This is a genomic window from Marinobacter sp. (assembly GCF_034669625.1).
GTDB lineage: Bacteria > Pseudomonadota > Gammaproteobacteria > Pseudomonadales > Oleiphilaceae > Marinobacter.
This window is the reverse complement of the sequence record NZ_JAXMOY010000001.1, coordinates 170072-186706: the sequence shown is the minus strand read 5'-3', so window position 1 is coordinate 186706 and position 16635 is coordinate 170072. Positions and strand designations below refer to the sequence as shown.

General features: G+C 57.2%; 16 protein-coding genes and 1 pseudogene. 11 read left to right on the top strand and 6 right to left on the bottom strand.

The annotated features are described in order from the left end of the window. Positions 1–78: 78 nt before the first annotated feature. A complete protein-coding gene (locus VOI14_RS00820; RefSeq protein ID WP_323750118.1) occupies positions 79–732 on the top strand; it encodes a peroxiredoxin in 654 nt (217 codons plus the stop codon). Between the two features lie 78 nt (positions 733–810). Here VOI14_RS00820 and VOI14_RS00815 read toward each other — a convergent pair whose 3' ends face one another. The 5 genes from VOI14_RS00815 to VOI14_RS00795 all read right to left on the bottom strand — a co-directional run bounded on the left by VOI14_RS00815 (position 811) and on the right by VOI14_RS00795 (position 5738). Then, positions 811–1593 carry a MetQ/NlpA family ABC transporter substrate-binding protein gene (locus VOI14_RS00815; protein WP_323750117.1) on the bottom strand — a complete coding sequence of 261 codons (783 nt, stop codon included), beginning with the start codon at positions 1591–1593 and terminating at the stop codon, positions 811–813. A 39-nt stretch (positions 1594–1632) separates the two neighbouring features. Further along, positions 1633–2310: a methionine ABC transporter permease gene (locus VOI14_RS00810; protein WP_323750116.1), complete on the bottom strand. Its 678-nt coding sequence runs from the start codon at positions 2308–2310 to the stop codon at positions 1633–1635. Then, on the bottom strand, positions 2310–3317 hold the full coding sequence (locus VOI14_RS00805) for a methionine ABC transporter ATP-binding protein (protein ID WP_323750115.1): 1008 nt from the start codon (positions 3315–3317) through the stop codon (positions 2310–2312). Before VOI14_RS00805 ends, VOI14_RS00810 begins: the two co-directional genes overlap by 1 nt. A gap of 182 nt (positions 3318–3499) precedes the next feature. After that, positions 3500–4108: a hypothetical protein gene (locus VOI14_RS00800; RefSeq protein WP_323750114.1), complete on the bottom strand. Its 609-nt coding sequence runs from the start codon at positions 4106–4108 to the stop codon at positions 3500–3502. Between the two features lie 142 nt (positions 4109–4250). Beyond that, complete coding sequence (locus tag VOI14_RS00795; RefSeq protein WP_323750113.1) at positions 4251–5738, bottom strand: amidase; 1488 nt, start codon at positions 5736–5738, stop codon at positions 4251–4253. A gap of 96 nt (positions 5739–5834) precedes the next feature. Here VOI14_RS00795 and VOI14_RS00790 point away from each other — a divergent pair, with 96 nt between their 5' ends. The 7 genes and pseudogenes from VOI14_RS00790 to VOI14_RS00760 all read left to right on the top strand — a co-directional run bounded on the left by VOI14_RS00790 (position 5835) and on the right by VOI14_RS00760 (position 10259). Then, on the top strand, positions 5835–6587 hold the full coding sequence (locus VOI14_RS00790; protein ID WP_323750112.1) for a sulfite exporter TauE/SafE family protein: 753 nt from the start codon (positions 5835–5837) through the stop codon (positions 6585–6587). Positions 6588–6692: 105 nt separating this feature from the next. Further along, a complete protein-coding gene (locus tag VOI14_RS00785) occupies positions 6693–7493 on the top strand; it encodes a MotA/TolQ/ExbB proton channel family protein (protein ID WP_323750111.1) in 801 nt (266 codons plus the stop codon). After that, complete coding sequence (locus tag VOI14_RS00780; RefSeq protein ID WP_323750110.1) at positions 7480–7866, top strand: biopolymer transporter ExbD; 387 nt, start codon at positions 7480–7482, stop codon at positions 7864–7866. The genes VOI14_RS00785 and VOI14_RS00780 overlap by 14 nt, the downstream gene beginning before the upstream one ends. Beyond that, positions 7863–8273, top strand: a complete 411-nt coding sequence (locus VOI14_RS00775; protein WP_323750109.1) for an ExbD/TolR family protein — start codon at positions 7863–7865, stop codon at positions 8271–8273. The genes VOI14_RS00780 and VOI14_RS00775 overlap by 4 nt, the downstream gene beginning before the upstream one ends. Further along, positions 8270–9046, top strand: coding sequence for a TonB family protein (locus tag VOI14_RS00770; RefSeq protein ID WP_323750108.1), 777 nt, complete (start codon positions 8270–8272; stop codon positions 9044–9046). The genes VOI14_RS00775 and VOI14_RS00770 overlap by 4 nt, the downstream gene beginning before the upstream one ends. Positions 9047–9106: 60 nt before the next feature. Next, a pseudogene (gene tssD / locus VOI14_RS00765) lies at positions 9107–9454 on the top strand (type VI secretion system tube protein TssD); the annotation flags it as partial. Positions 9455–9560: 106 nt separating this feature from the next. Further along, positions 9561–10259, top strand: coding sequence for a hypothetical protein (locus tag VOI14_RS00760; protein ID WP_323750107.1), 699 nt, complete (start codon positions 9561–9563; stop codon positions 10257–10259). Here VOI14_RS00760 and VOI14_RS00755 read toward each other — a convergent pair. Continuing rightward, positions 10251–12950 (bottom strand): molybdopterin-dependent oxidoreductase, encoded by a 2700-nt coding sequence (locus VOI14_RS00755; protein ID WP_323750106.1) that lies wholly within the window; start codon positions 12948–12950, stop codon positions 10251–10253. The genes VOI14_RS00760 and VOI14_RS00755 overlap by 9 nt on opposite strands. Positions 12951–13325: 375 nt before the next feature. Here VOI14_RS00755 and VOI14_RS00750 point away from each other — a divergent pair, with 375 nt between their 5' ends. The 3 genes from VOI14_RS00750 to VOI14_RS00740 all read left to right on the top strand — a co-directional run bounded on the left by VOI14_RS00750 (position 13326) and on the right by VOI14_RS00740 (position 16632). After that, positions 13326–14690 (top strand): CmpA/NrtA family ABC transporter substrate-binding protein, encoded by a 1365-nt coding sequence (locus VOI14_RS00750; protein ID WP_323750105.1) that lies wholly within the window; start codon positions 13326–13328, stop codon positions 14688–14690. A gap of 12 nt (positions 14691–14702) precedes the next feature. Next, positions 14703–15701: an ABC transporter permease gene (locus VOI14_RS00745; RefSeq protein WP_323750104.1), complete on the top strand. Its 999-nt coding sequence runs from the start codon at positions 14703–14705 to the stop codon at positions 15699–15701. A 70-nt stretch (positions 15702–15771) separates the two neighbouring features. Then, on the top strand, positions 15772–16632 hold the full coding sequence (locus VOI14_RS00740) for an ABC transporter ATP-binding protein (protein ID WP_133006841.1): 861 nt from the start codon (positions 15772–15774) through the stop codon (positions 16630–16632). Positions 16633–16635 lie beyond the last annotated feature (3 nt).

The window sequence follows — 16635 nt, the reverse complement described above, 5'->3', positions numbered from 1 at the left end:
AGACTGGTGTGACCAGTCGGGCTGGCATCGCGAGCCCGAAATCAAAGATCACCAACAATGCGTGAAAGGAGACTAAGCATGAGCTTACGACTTGGAGATACCGCACCGGATTTCAAACAGGAATCCAGTGAAGGCACCATCCACTTCCACGAATGGTTAGGAGATAGCTGGGGCGTTTTGTTTTCGCACCCTGCCGATTTTACACCCGTGTGCACCACCGAACTGGGTCTGACGGCAAAGCTGAAAGATAAGTTCGACGAACGCAACGTGAAAGCCATTGCACTGAGTGTTGACCCGGTCGACTCTCATCACGACTGGATCAACGACATCAACGAAACCCAGGGCTGCAAGGTCAACTTCCCGATTATTGCAGACCAGGACCGCAAGGTTTCCGAGCTGTACGACATGATTCACCCGAACGCAGACAGCAGTCTGACGGTGCGATCTCTGTTCGTGATCGACCCGAACAAAAAAGTTCGGCTGATCATCACTTACCCTGCATCAACCGGCCGGAACTTCAATGAAGTTCTGCGAGTCATTGACTCACTGCAGTTGACCGACGACCACAAGGTAGCCACACCCGGCAACTGGGAGCGGGGCGGTGATGTCGTGATCGTGCCATCGCTTCAAGATGAAGACGAAATCAAGGAGCGCTTCCCGAAAGGCTACAAAGCCGTTAAGTCATACCTGCGGATGACCCCAGATCCGAAAACCAACTGGGGCGGTGACTAATCACTGCGGGCTATAAACGCAAAAAGGGCAGGTAAAACCTGCCCTTTTTTATTTCATTGAGTTAGCAATCACCTGTTATCAGAATGCCGGAACAACCGCGCCCTCATACTTTTTCATGATGAAGTCTTTAACGGCATCGGATTTCAAGGCTGCCGCCAATTTCTGCATGGCTTCGCTGTCTTTGTTGTCCGGACGGGCAACCAGAATATTCACGTAAGGCGACTCGGCACCTTCAATCACCATGGCATCTTCAGACGGATTCAGACCCGCTTCCAGAGCATAGTTCGTGTTGATCAGGGCAACGTCCACCTGATTCAGGATGCGCGGCAAAGTGGCGGCTTCCAGTTCTTTGAAATCCAGATCTTTCGGGTTGTCGGCAATATCACGCGGGGTCGCGGTAATCTTGCTTTCATCCTTCAGGGTGATCAGACCCGCTTTCTGAAGCAGCAGCAGCGCACGGCCACCGTTAGTTGGGTCGTTCGGAATCGCGACAACCGCACCTTCTTCCAGATCGTCCAGAGACTCAATCTTGGTTGAGTAGGCGCCAAACGGCTCAACGTGTACGCCAGTCACGGTGACCAGGTTGGTACCACGGCCATTATTAAATTCGTCCAGGTACGGCTGGTGCTGGAAGAAGTTCGCGTCCATCCGCTTCTGATCAACCTGGATGTTCGGCTGAACGTAGTCGGTGAACACTTTCACATCCAGCTCGACACCTTGCTCGGCCAGAGTCGGCTTAACAAATTCCAGTAGCTCAGCGTGAGGCACCGGAGTCGCGGCTACAGACAGAGTTTCTGCCGTAACAGCGGAAGAGAAAGTTGCTGCGGCGGCCAGAGCCACCAGTGTTTTCTTCAGATTCATCAACAAATACTCCTGCTCAAAAAGACAAATAATTCAGAGTTACTTACGGCTGAAATACAGTACCAGACGATCACCCGCCATCTGCAGCAGCTGTACAAAGATCACCAGCAAGGCAACGGTTATGACCATCACGTCCGTTTGGAAGCGCTGGTAACCAAAGCGAATAGCCAAATCACCCAAGCCACCACCGCCAATAACACCAGACATGGCGGCATAGGAAACCAATGTAATCGCCGTAACGGTAATACCTGCGATGATGCCCGGAAGTGCTTCCGGCAACAAGGCGCCAAAAACAATCTGGCGGATGTTTGCACCCATCGCCTGAGTGGCTTCGATGATGCCACGATCGACTTCTCTAAGCGACGTTTCGACCAATCGGGCAAAGAACGGAGCACCGCCCGCGACCAACGGCGGGATAGCGCCGGCCACACCCAAAGAGGTGCCGATCAGCATCACGGTAAACGGAATCATCACGATCAACAGAATAATAAACGGCACCGAACGTAATACGTTCACCACAAAGGACAGGACCGCATAGGCCAGCGGCTGCTCGAGCAACTGGCGCTTTCCGAACAGAAACAGCAGCACACCAATGGGCAGGCCAATTACCACACTGAACAGCAGCGACATACCCACCATCACCAGAGTGTCCCAGCTGGCTATGCCGATCTCGGCCCAGTCAACGTTGCCCATCAGGCTTTCCATTAGAGCTTCCATCAGCGTACCACCTCCACATGGACATCAGCGGCTTCGAGGGCTTTTAACGCAACATCGACATCGCCACCGACCAGAGAAAGGGTGAGCTGTCCGTAGGGCGTGTCTTTAATATGATCAATACGACCGGACAAGATGCTGAAATCAACACCGGATTGGCGCGCAACGCTGCCCAGCAACGGTTTGTAGGTGGACTCGCCCTTGAAGGTCAGGCGCAGAATCCGGCCTTCGGCCTTCTGCAGATTTTCCTGCAGCTCGTCGCCGTCAATGCTCTCGCTTTCAAGCACAAAATCTCGGGTGGTGGGGTGCTGAGGATGCAGGAACACGTCGCTGACTGGTCCCATTTCCACCACGCGGCCTGCGTCCATCACCGCTACCCGGTCACAGACTCGGCGCACCACATCCATTTCGTGGGTAATCAGCACGATGGTCAGCCCCAATTCTTTGTTGATGTCGGCCAGCAACTTCAACACCGACTGAGTGGTTTGCGGGTCCAATGCGCTGGTGGCTTCGTCGCACAGCAATATCGTCGGCCGGCACGCTAATGCGCGCGCAATGCCCACCCGCTGTTTTTGCCCACCGGACAACTGGGACGGATATTTGTTGGCATGGTCACTCAAGCTGACCCGCGCCAGCAGCTCTTCAACCCGCTGCCGAATTTCAGTCTTGCTGTACAGGCCCGCCAGCTTCATGGGAAAGGCAATATTGTCAGCAACGGTCTTCGAAGACAGCAAATTAAAGTGCTGAAAAATCATCCCGACTTTGCGACGAAAAGCGCGAAGTTCGGCGGCGGTATAGCCGGTGATATCTTCGCCTTCAATCAGAATGCGTCCACCGGAGGCCGGCTCGAGCTTGTTAATCAACCGAATAAGCGTGGACTTGCCGGCACCGGAATGGCCAACAATGCCGAAAACCTCACCGGTTTCGATGGTCATACTGGTAGGGTGCAACGCCGGTATGTCCCGTCCGCCGACTTGGTACGACTTCTTTACCTGGTCAAATACAATCATGGTCAGTGCCTTGGATAAGCGCTTTCGTCAAAGCGTCGTGGGGCAGAGTGAAAGCCGCCGATTATAACTTAATCGACGGCCAAACCCGAACCACTGTCCAAGGACCTCTTGTGGGTAGTTGCCCTTACAGCTCACGGGCCGCTACCCAGGCGGGAGAATGAGGGCGGTTGTTTACCGTCCGGTCAATGCAGTGAGCGCAACTGCCTGGGATAAAGGGCGGCACTGACTTCCGGCTCTTCCAGCAAGTCTGCCAGCTCTCGGTCAATGTCGGTTTCGGCTCCTTCATCGGGCAGCGGTTCGAACAAAGTGTTCAACCAAGCCGCAATGTTCGGCGCACTGTCCCGATCGTAATCGGATGACAACGCGTTGATACGCCGGAAGCCTATGATGCGTTGGTGCCTCGGGTCCCGGATCTGCTCAAAGCCGCGCCAATAAATTCTGTCCCGGGTATGCAGCTGGACAAACAAAGTGTCGATCGGGCCAGCGTCATCGTCCGGGGTTTCCTCTTCTGCTGCTACCGTTTCCGGAGCCTGCTCATTGGTGGGTTTATGCCGGACCGTAGTCCAGGCCGGGTAGAGAACGGCCACCGCATCTGCCTCCACGTGTTCGCGAGCGGCGCGCAGAATCAAGCCCCAACGGGCCTTGTCGGCATCGGTTTCCAGAGATTGGATGGGTAGGTCATAGCTTTGATCACTGGACAAAACGATCGCCATCATTGGGGCATCTAACTCCCCCATGGCTTCCGCCTGTGCTACGGATACCAGATCGTCGATTGCCATCGATTGGTTCATAAGATGCTTGCCTCCTCGATGCCATCAGAGTGGTCAGGGAACCTGATCCCTGACTTACAGCATAGCGTGTTCACTGTAGAAAAGATAAACGTGGGGGCTTGGGCGCAGATCTCAACCCTGCGCCCGAATACAACACTCCAATTCAGAAAGCGCCGTTTAACCGCTCGTAATTTTCAAACCACGGATTGGCTTCCTCTAGCTGAGCCGCCAGCTGCAGCAAACGAGCTTCACTACCATGAGCCGCACCAAACTGCACACCCACGGGCAGCCCGCTTTGGGTCCAGTGCATCGGTACCGACATTGCAGGTGTGCCAGTGAGGTTGGCCAATTGGGTGAACGGCGTGCGAGCCAGACTTTCCATCGCAATCTGGTCTACCTGGCCACTACGATGAACCAACTTACCCGCCTTCAATGCCAGCATCAGTTTCGCCGCCACCTTCAGGTGACCCGGGGTATCGAGCTCACCGATCTTGGCGGGCAGCTGCCCGGCCGTGGGGCACAAATACACATCAAAACGGTCAAAATAGGCGCCAAGCGCGCGAGCAAAATCATTCCATTGCTGTCGACGCGCGACATACTCAGGTAAGGGCATGGTCTTACCCAGCATCGCCAACAGACGAGTATCCAGTTCCAAGTCTTTTTCAGTCGCACCATATTGCTCCTTGGCGCGTTGAGCCATGACCGACACCTCACCGAAATACAACGACAGGTAACAGCGTGCCAGCGCCAGACCGTCAAACTCCGGGCGCGCGTATTCCACCTCATGGCCCATGCTTTCGAGCATTCGGGCCGTTTCCTCGACAGCCGCCACACACTCCGGAGCGACATCGGTGTCGTATGGGGACGACGTAAACACGCCAACTTTGAGTTTACCCGGCGCGTGCTGCATGGCCTCCAGCCACGATGTTTCCGGCGCTGGAATCCGGAACGGATCGCCACTCGCCGCCCCCGCCAGAACATCCAGCATGGCAGCACTGTCTCGGACCGTGCGGGTCACCACATGATCCGCAGACGCTCCCGTCCAGGCTTCACCCACACCTGGCCCCGGCGAAATACGGCCACGCGAGGGTTTCAGGCCGAACAGCCCGTTGTACGCTGCGGGTATACGGATCGAACCACCACCATCATTGGCACCAGCCATGGGCACGATTCCAGCTGCGACCGCCGCCCCTGAGCCGCCACTAGATCCTCCGGGCGTTCGGCTACGCTCCCACGGGTTCCGGGTCGGGCCCCAGAGCTCCGATTCCGTCACCGCTTTCAGACCAAATTCAGGCGTTGCAGTACGGCCAAGGAACAGCAGCCCGCCCTTGCGGGCACGAAGCACAAACTCAGAATCCCGGGTGGGTACGTGGTTGCGATAAGCCCGACTACCGTAAGTACATGGGTGACCAGCCTGTTCCTGAGCCAGGTCTTTCAACAACATGGGAACACCGGCAAACGGAGTATCAGCAGGGAAGGATTGAGTCATCGCCTCACTGAACTGTGGCTGGCAGATCGCATTCAGCTCGCCGTCTACTTTATTAGCCCGCTCAATCGCCGCTTCCACCACTTCCTGCGAGGTCACTTCACCCCGGCGAATCAAATCCGCCAACGCCGTGGCGTCATACCTCAGATATTCAGACTGTTTCATCGGTCACCCTGTTGTTGTTATCTACCCAAAGACCTATAGACATTTGTCGTATAAACCGGAAACTCAGGAGCTTACGACATTACCCAAGTGAGTGCCATGGACCTTACACTTCTCCCCGAAGCCCTCAGCCCTGCGGTCGCCCTGTTTCTGCTGGCGGCCTCTATCGTGACCTCAATGCTCACCGCGATGCTGGGCGCCGGAGGCGGCGTATTGCTGTTGGTGTTGATGGCGTCATGGATGCCCGCCGCTGCCATTATTCCCGTTCACGGCATGATTCAACTCGGTTCCAACTCCGGCCGTGCCGTACTGACCTGGCGCCACATCGACTGGCGCTTGGTTGTCGCATTTGCACCCGGCGTGCTTGTTGGCGCCGCGCTGGGTGCCTGGCTACTGATCGATATGCCTGCCCAGCTTTGGCAACTCTCCATTGCCCTGTTCGTGCTATACCTGTGCTGGGGCCCGAAACTGCCGAAAACCTCGTTCGGGCCTGTCGGTATTTTCATTGCCTCCGGCATTACCAGCTTTATCAGTCTGTTTGTCGGCGCCACCGGCCCCTTGGTGGCAGCGTTTGTAAAGCAGATCCATGAGGACCGCTTCAAAACCGTGTCGACCTTCGCCACGGCCATGACCCTGCAACACGCACCGAAGGCCCTCATTTTCGGATTTACCGGCTTTGTCTTTTCCGACTGGCTGATGTTTATTCTGGCGATGATTGCTTGTGGCTTCGCTGGCACCTGGATCGGGCTCCATATCCTGAAGACAATGAGCAACCGCTGGTTCAGCACCGCATTCAATGTGGTTCTTACGCTGCTGGCACTGCGGCTTTTGTGGCAAGCCGCGACAGGATAACCAAGGGGCCATTCGCAGTCGGCGCAACCCAGCACGATCGTAACTTGCAATTTAAGTGATAATCATTAACATTTCGATCAATCCTCAATTGATCGGGCATCGAGTATGTTTTCATCCCACGGCACTATCGCCGCCCTTATCGAGAACGGCCCTCTCGCCGAGTTAATCAGCATGGGCGGGCCAGTCATGGTCGTCTTGATCGCCATTGCATTTGTCGGCGCGGCCACTTTCTTTTACCTCATGCTGTTCGGCGCTTTCTACACGCCCCGGTTTACCAAACCACTACAGCGACTCGTCGCACAATGGCAGCAATCTCCGGCAGACACCCCAGTCGAAGCCACTCGATCGAATGCCGGACTGCTCGGGCGAACCAATCCGCTGATGCATCTGCTGGTGAATACCATGTCAGCTTGCCAGAGCGACGCACACATTGCCGCCGTGCGCGAAACCGCCGTGCGGGATGCGCAAAATTCACTGGAACCGTTTGAAGCGCCCCTGAAAATCATTGAAGTGATTGCCGCTCTCGCGCCGTTGCTCGGACTGCTGGGCACCGTGATGGGGATGATGGAAGCCTTCAGTGCCATGGCCGCCACCGAAGGCCGCGCCAACGCCAGCCAGCTCAGCGGCGGCATCTACGAAGCTTTGGCCACTACTGCGGCCGGGCTGGTGGTTGCGATCCCCTTTGCAGCGCTTGCGGCATGGATTGAATTTCGCCTGCGCCGAATCCACAAGACCATCAACAGTGCGCTGGTGAGTGTTTTTAATGTCATACCCGCCGCCGATCTCACTACGGCATCCCAACCGGTTCAGCCAGAGCCGAAAAAAGCCGACGTACCGTTAGAAAATCAGGCCTACTCGCCCACCCATTTCGACAGTAACCCGCGCCTCGCCCATGCAGCTGGTTGAACCTCGGCCAAGCCGGCCTATGCCGATCCGGATTACGCCACTGATTGATGTGGTGTTTATTCTGCTGGTGTTTTTCATGCTGACCACCCGGCTAATGCCGCTCGATCACCTTGAACTCAGCAACAGCACCAAAGATCCCAGCAACGTTACGGGCGAACCCTTCCCGGAACTTCAGATATCAGCCGGGGGCACCGTGCGCTGGCAGGAACGTCAGTACTCACTGGCCGAGTTACTGCCGGCATTACAGGCCGCAGACGTCCGCGAAGCCAATCTCAGCACCACCCCGGATTCAGCCTTGGCCGATTTCACTCGCACCCTGAGTGCCCTGGACAACGCCGGCATCACACCCCACTGGAAGCGTGAATCTCCATGACCGCGCTGGTGCCACCACCGTCCACTTCCGGTAAAGGCTTATTGGATCGGGTTGAAGATGCGCTGTTGCCGTTGATCAATCTGGTATTTCTGCTACTGATGTTTTTCATCGTGGCAGGCCAGCTAACCGAGCAGCCCCTTCCGAAATTACCCAGCAGCACTCAGTCGAAACAGGAGCAAGCACCGGAAGCAGACCTCATCGTAAACGCCGACGGCCAGTGGAAAGTCCGGGGCGCCACGCTCACCGAAGCGTCGTTATTGTCGCAGCTGCCAGAACCGGATAGCAGCAATCCCCTGAAAATCGCAGCTGAACAATCCCTCACCATGGCCGATCTGGAGCAATTGTTGCGACTGCTGGAAGACGGCGGCTATACCGATGTGTTACTGCTGACGGAGCCGGGGGCATGAACCCGTCGCCAAAAGGCATCAAGATTCTATTTTTGGTGATCGCGGTCTGCACCACCGCGGCCGTTATAGTGCTGGCCGCGCCCAGTAAGCCGTTAGAATTGACAACACTCGGCGACAGCGCGGTTAACTCTGCGCCGGCCATTAAAATCAACCTGGCTGGCCGCCACACTCCGGCACCCGCTGCTGAGCCGGAAACGGCTCCTGCACCCCAGTCGGTCACCCAACCTGAACCAAAACCCAAACCCAAACCCAAACCAACTCCTGAGCCAGAGCCAGAGCCAGAGCCAGAGCCAGAGCCAGAGCCAGAGCCAGAGCCAGAGCCCATTGTGGAGCCCGAACCGGCGCCTGCGCCAACCCCGGTTGAACCAACCCAGCCGGAAATAGCTGAATCCCAGGCCACAGAGGTCGCTGCTCCTTCTCGCGAAGAGGGGCAAGCACAAGAGGAGCAGGCTGCGGTCCCCCTACAAACTGCCGGCAGCGCTTCTGACATACAGAGTTATCTGAACAAACTCAGCCGACATTTGGCCCGCTACTACGATTATCCCCGAAGAGCCCGCCGCCTCGGCCAGCAGGGCACCCCCGTGGTGGTGTTCGAATTCAGCCGAGACGGTTCGATCCTCAAACACTCGTTGCGCGACAGCTCCGGCTACACCCTGCTGGATGACGCGGCGTTGCAAATGCTGTCTGAGGCTGCCCCCTTGCCCGAAGTCCCGACCGAAATGCGTGGCAATAGCTTCACTTACGCGCTGCCGGTTCGTTTCAAACTACGCTGACCCGCCAGTGCAGCCAGGCAATTTTTTGCCTGACCAGCAATAGCTCGCTCGGCGGCCAAGCAACGACTTGCTCAGCGCGTGCACAAACCATTCAAATTCACCTCCGCTCTGAACAACTCCACCCCGCTGATGTACAACGCTCTGGCTTCCGGTGAAATGTTGCCGAAAGTAGAGCTCAAGTGGTACCGCACTTCCGTAGAAGGGAAACAGGAGCATTTCTTCTCCACCATTCTGGAAGATGCCACCATCATCGACATAGACTGCAACATGCCCCAATGCCAGGACACCGCCAACGCTGACTTCACTCAGCTGGTGACCGTGTCTCTGTCCGACCGCAAGGTGACCTGGGAGCACGCTGTTGCCGGTACTTCCGGTGCTGACGACTGGCGCTCGCCGATCGAGGCCTGATCCCTCGCGTCGGGTTTCACCAAAACGGCTGGCCTTTGTGCTGGCCGTTTTTGATTGAGCCCACAAGCCTTCCTGACTAACATGCTCCCTGACGCTCGGGGATCTCATGTCCAACTCCACACACACAAGCAAGACAATTGGCACTCTCATGTGCCACGCCACCCGGAACATTCTCTGGCAGCCGGCGCGGGATTGGGTGCGCGAGCGTAATAGCCGGGCAGGCTTGGTATTGCGGGTCGGTTCCGGACAAGCCACCTATCACCGCTACGACCCACGCACCAAACAACACCTGATTAATTACGGCGTGCGCATGATTGCCGCCAAGCGCCAGCCGGAAACGGCCCAAGGCTGGCTGTCTACCCGGGAAATTCGTGAGCGGGGCTATTTTGATGGGGAGGTCAGTGAATTAAACCTGCTGGCGCATACCTGCTGCCATGAATTTGCCCATCTGCTGCAATACAGCGCCGGGCAGCGGCGCTACGGTTCGGTTCACAACCGGCACTTTTATGAGGTGCTGGACCAGCTACACGCCAGCGGTGCCGCCGATGCGACACGGCAGTTTCTGAAGGAACAGGCGAACAAAGCAGAACTCGTGCTATCTCGCGACGTCTTTGAGATGCGGAGCCCGCGTCTGCAAAGCCGTCGGTGGCAGGTGGGCGAGCATGTGCGTTTCGGAACTGGCCCCAAGCAGCAACAAGGCAAAATCATCCGGGTTAACCGAAAAACCTGTACCGTCGAGATCTCTCACCAGCCCCGGAATCTGCTGTATCGGGTGCCTTGCGACCTGTTAAAGCCTCTAGACTGACAGGTCGGTGCCCTCGGTATCGTGTTCAAGGGCCGAATTGAGCAGGGCCTGCACTTCCGGCAGGCAGGAGCCACAGTTGCTACCACATTTCAGTGTGGTTCCCAGCGCTTCCACACTGTTACAACCCTCACCAATGGCGCGCAAAATAGCGTTTTCGCCGACCTGGAAACAACTGCACACCAGCGCGCCGGCAGGCTCTATGTCCGCACTTCCTGCCGCGAGCAGAGACCACCGGTGTTCAAGCTCAAGGCCAGTGTCGGCGAAACATTGATCCAGCCATTCCACTCCGGGCATGGAGCTGGCTTCGGACTCCACCAGAAGCACGGCCTCCAACCGGTTTTCTTTTAACCAGACCGCGCGGAACGTACCTTTCGATTCGTCCTCCATGACGAGCTCCGGCTCACGCCCGAAACACTGCCAGCCCAACTCGCTCCAGTCCGCCCGGTGCCTACCCGCCAACCACCAGCCGGTGCTATTGGGCAGCACCTGGCGGCTCCAATAATCAAAGGCCGCCACCATCGGCGTAGGCAGGTCTGTCTGGCCACACGGCTGTATCAGCCGGGCCTGCCACTGGGCTGTCAGCGGTTTGATGGCCGCGATGCCATATTTACTCTCAGGCTGACCGGATACCGGGTCGACCGTTGCAGCCATTAGTTCAGACGCCAAAGCCGACGATGCAAACTGGCTGTTCCAATGGATTGGAACAAACACTTCCCCCGGCCTTTGGCCGGCAGTACTCCGAACCCGGCCGACGAACTGGCCTGACGGCCCGGTCAGAGTGGCCAGCCCTCCCTCTGACAGCCTGAAACGGGCCACATCATCCGGATGGACCTCAATGAACGGCTCATCCCGGTGGGCAAACAGCTTCGACGCCAGTCCGGTGCGCGTCATGGTGTGCCATTGATCCCGGATGCGACCGGAGTTCACTACCAGCGGGTAACGCGCCCCCGGTTGCTGGCCAGCCGGCCGCGCCTGAACCGGCACCAGCCGGGCACGGCCATCTGGCGTGGGAAAACGACCATCACCGAATAAACGAGCCGTCGGCTGAAAATCGCCAGCCCCATTGGTGCTAACGGGCCACTGGATCGGCTGCATCTGTTCGTAGTCATCGTCAGTAAGGTGTGCCAGCGCGGCGATGTTAAACATCCGGTCACCGGTGTTGCCAACCCCCGACAAGGTTGCATGTTCCCGGAAGATGTCTGCGGGTTTACGGTAAGCAAACGCTTGTCGGTGGCCCAGTGCCTGCCCGACCTCGCTGATAATCTGCCAATCCGGCTTCACACCGGTCGAGAGCGGAAGAAACCGGCGTTGCCGTGATATTCGCCGCTCTGAGTTGGTCACGGTGCCATCTTTCTCACCCCAGCCAGCCGCTGGCAAAAGAATATCAGCGAAGCTTATGGTATCCGTTTCACTCACACAGTCTGAAACGATCACAACGTCGCAACGCGCCAAGGCCTCCCGAACCCGCGCGCTCTCGGGCAGACTGACAGCCGGATTGGTGCCCATAACCCACAGTACTTTGATATCGCCCCGGTGCACCGCTTCAAACAGATCTACCGCTTTGAGTCCCGGCCCATCCGCCAGCTGATCCGTCTGCCAATAGCCCGCCATGCGCTGTCGAGCGCCCGGCGTGTCATAGTCCATGTGGGCGGCCAGCGTGTTCGCCAGCCCCCCCACTTCACGCCCTCCCATGGCGTTTGGTTGCCCGGTCAATGAGAACGGGCTGGCACCGGGCTTTCCGATGCGGCCGGTCGCCAGATGGCAATTGATGATGGCATTACCTTTGTCCGTGCCGGCAATTGACTGGTTGATGCCCTGCGAGAATGCTGTGACGGTTCGCTCCGTTTCCGCAAACCACTGATAAAAGGTTTCCACATCCTTCACCGCCAGATCGCACCCTTGGGCAACCGCCGCGGTGTCAGGCGCTGACAATCTTGCCGCTTTAAGAGTGCTCTCCAGCCCGCTGCAGTGCTGCCTCAGGTATTCCACATCCAGCGCCTGCTGTTCATCCAGCCATACCAGGAGTCCGTTGAAGAGCAGGGTATCGGTGCCAGGCCGGAGTTTCAGATGCAAATCCGCCAGTTCACTCGTTGCGGTTTGCCGGGGGTCGATGACCACCACCTTGCGGCCAGCCCGATGCGCCGCCTTCATGCGCTGATACAGCACCGGATGCGCCCAAGCCGCGTTACTGCCGGCCAACACCAACAGATCCGCCAACTCCAGGTCTTCATAACAACCCGGCACGCAATCTTCGCCGAAAGCCCGTTTATGGGCCGCCACTGCAGACGACATACACAGCCTGGAGTTGGTATCCACGTGGGGCGTGCCGATGAAGCCCTTCGCCAGCTTATTGGCTGCATAGTAGTCTTCTGTCAGAAGCTGACCGGACAAGTAAAAGGCCACCGACCCAGGCCCATGGTTCCTCACGGCATCGTTGATGGCTGAGGCGACATGAGCGATAGCATGCTCCCAATCAACCTCCTTGCCGTCTACTCTGGGGCCAAAGGACCGTTCGCTATCGGTGGCCAACGTTTCGTGCAGCGCCGAACCTTTCACACACAAACGGCCCTGATTCGCCGGGTGACGGCTATCGCCCTCAACACCGTCCACTCGGGCCAAGACGCCGCAGCCTACACCGCAATACGGGCAAGTGGTCGCAGTGGGTATCGACGTATTCTGGTGACGGCTCACAGTGTGTCCTCTTTGTTGGCTTTTTGCCTATTCGACTTGCCCTGTCTGAAGCAATTTAAGGGCCAGCCCTTATACACCGCACCAACGCAAGGTTGCGCCTCTGAAAAACGATTCACGTTGGTGCAAAGCACTCATTCTTGCACCAGAACACGACAAGCCGAGGTGACGGAGCGTCATCTACTTAAGCACCACCAACCCATCTGAGCGCCGTTATCTCAAGGGTTTTCCGGAGCTGGCACAGCTTGTGCTGAAAACTCTGTGAATCACTAAAACAAATCAGCACTCTATTCAGGCAAAGGCGCCTGCTTTCCGGAAACGGAGGGCAGGCGCTTTTGCGTTATAAAGGGGTGCTGAATATTCAGAGCGAGCGACATCATGGCAAGAACCCCGAAACACCTAAGGTCCGGTATAACGGCACTGCTGTTGGGATTGGCTTCATTGGCACATGGCGAGATTGGACCGGCAGAAAAGCCGGACCTCAAGCTGGGCTTCATCAAGCTTACCGACATGGCGCCTCTGGCGATCGCCTGGGAACAAGGGTACTTCCTTGATGAAGGCCTGTTTGTTGAACTGGAAGCCCAAGCCAATTGGAAGGTCTTGCTGGATCGGGTCATCACCTCCGAGTTGGACGGTGCCCACATGCTTGCTGGTCAGCCTCTCGGTGCATCCATCGGGTATGGCACGCAGGCCAATATCATCACGGCCTTCAGCATGGACCTGAACGGCAACGGCATCACCGTCTCCGATGCCGTCTGGGAAACCATTAAACCGCAGCTTGCCGACGACGGTGGCAAACCAGCACATCCGATCAGTGCGGCAACCCTCAAGCCCATCATCGATGAGTACCGGGACCGAGGCGAGCGCTTCAAAATGGGCATGGTTTTCCCGGTCTCAACTCATAATTATGAGCTACGGTACTGGCTCGCAGCAGGTGGGCTGAACCCCGGCTATTACGCGCCTCAGCGAGGCGACACCAGCGGCACGCTGGAAGCCGACGTACACCTGTCCGTGACGCCCCCGCCACAGATGCCCGCGACGATGGAAGCCGGCACCATTCAAGGCTATTGCGTCGGAGAACCCTGGAATCAGCAAGCGGTATTCAAAGGCATCGGCGTACCGGTGATCACCGATTTCGAAATCTGGCCCAACAACCCGGAGAAAGTCTTTGGGGTCACGGCCGAGTGGGCGGAAAAGTACCCGAATACCCATCTGCGACTGCTGCGCGCCCTGATTCGCGCTGCGCACTGGCTGGACCAGGACAATAACGCCAACCGGGCCGAAGCGGTCAGCATTCTTTCACAGTCGAGCTATGTGGGTGCCGACCGGGAGGTCATTGCCAACTCCATGACGGGAACCTTTGAGTACGAGAAAGGGGATGTCCGAGAGGTGCCCGATTTCAACGTCTTCTTCCGCTACCACGCGACTTACCCGTATCCATCCGATGCCATTTGGTATCTGTCGCAGATGCGTCGCTGGGGCCAGATTCCTGAACCCAAGTCCGATAGCTGGTACATGGACACCGCCGCAAAAGTATACCGGGGTGACATTTACGCTCAGGCAGCCCAATCACTTGTCGAAGACGGTCTGTTGGCCGCCAGCGACTTCCCGGATTTTTCCGGAGAAAACTTCAAGCGTCCGCACCAGGGCACGTTAATCGACGGTGTCCCGTTCACTCCGGAAACACCCAACGCTTACATCGATCGTTTCGAGATCGGCCTGAAAGCTGACCAGACGCCTTAAGGGGGAATGCAGATGAATTCGTTAACCGGAAAACTCGGTCAATCCATGAGCTTCAGCCTCAGGCAGCTGTTTGAAAACTTTTCGCCAGCGAATCTGGCGTCATCAGGCCGCCAATTGATACTCCCCTTCATCGGCATTTTGGTGTTCGTGGGTTTCTGGCATCTCGCTGCGCCTCAGGTCGACACCTCGCTGGGCGCTTTCCCCGGGCCGGCACAGGTCTGGGAACAAACCGGCCAGCTGTGGCAGGAACACTCCGAACAGCGCGCCAAAGCCGACCGATTCACCACCATGCAAGAAGAACGCAACGCGCGCATTCTGGCGGATAATCCGGACGCCGAAGTTCGCATCCGCGACTACCCTGGCGCGCCGACCTTCATTGATCAAATTGGCACCAGCTTGGTGACTGTGCTCTCCGGCTTTCTGGTCGCAGCACTGGTCGCCGTTCCACTGGGTATCGTGTTCGGGCTAAACCGGCACTTTCAGGCGGCGGTGAACCCACTGATTCAGATCTTCAAACCCGTGTCGCCTCTGGCCTGGCTACCACTGGTTACCATGGTGGTTTCCGCCACCTATGTCAGCGACGACCCGATGTTCGAGAAATCCTTCCTGACCTCGATGATCACCGTCACCCTGTGCAGTTTATGGCCCACACTGATCAACACCAGCGTTGGCGTAACAGCGGTTAACCCGGACCTGCTGAACGTGTCTCGGGTACTCAACCTGTCGTTCTGGAGCCATGTTCGCAAAGTGGTCCTGCCGTCATCGATACCGATGATTTTCACCGGGCTGCGGGTGTCTCTCGGGATTGCCTGGATGGTACTGATCGCCGCTGAAATGCTGGCGCAAAGCCCGGGACTGGGCAAATTTGTCTGGGATGAATTCCAGAATGGCAGTAGCCAATCACTCAGCCGCATTATGGTGGCGGTGCTCGCCATCGGGTTTATCGGGTTTATTCTGGATCGAGTGATGCAATTGATTCAACGAAAGGTGGCCTGGAACGAAGGACGCTGAATACGACTCTGTGAATCTGACTCCGGAAGAGGCCGGTCTCGGCACTCCGCAAGCGAATAAGGTGAATTCCATGGCTAAGTTACATCTTGAATTGACGGGCGTTGAAATGGCGTTTGATACGGCGAAAGGGCCATTCATTGCGCTGGATAACGTGAACCTGAAAATACAAAAGGGCGAATTTGTTTCACTGATTGGCCACTCCGGTTGTGGCAAATCCACTGTGCTCAATATCGTGGCCGGGCTCTTGCAAGCCTCCAAAGGCGGCTGCGTGCTGGACGGGCATGAAGTGAACTCTCCCGGCCCGGAGCGCGCTGTGGTATTTCAGAACCACGCACTGATGCCTTGGCTAACGGTCTATGAGAATGTCGAACTGGCGGTACGGCAGGTGTTCAAAAAGACGATGGGCCGGCAGGAGCGTAAAGAGTGGATTATGCACAATCTGGAACTGGTCAATATGGCCCACGCCGCCAGCAAGCGGCCCGGTGAAATTTCCGGCGGCATGGCTCAGCGAGTGGGGATAGCCCGGGCTCTGGCCATGAAGCCAAGCGTGCTGTTGATGGATGAGCCATTCGGGGCACTGGACGCACTGACCCGGGCCCACCTTCAGGACTCGTTGATGGACATCCAGCAGGAATTGAACAATACCGTGATCATGATCACCCACGACGTCGACGAAGCCGTGCTGCTGTCTGACCGCATCATTATGATGACCAATGGGCCGTCAGCGACCGTCGGTGAGGATTTGCGGATCGACTTGCCCCGGCCTCGCGACCGGGTCGCTCTGGCGGACAACCCCCAGTACGTTCATTACCGTCAGGAAGTACTTTCATTCCTGTACGAAAAACAGCGGAAGCTTGAAACCATCAACACCCGCCGAAGCAGCCCGCAAAAGGCGTTTGCTGACACCTCCCCGGCCAAGGCCAGGGCATGATCC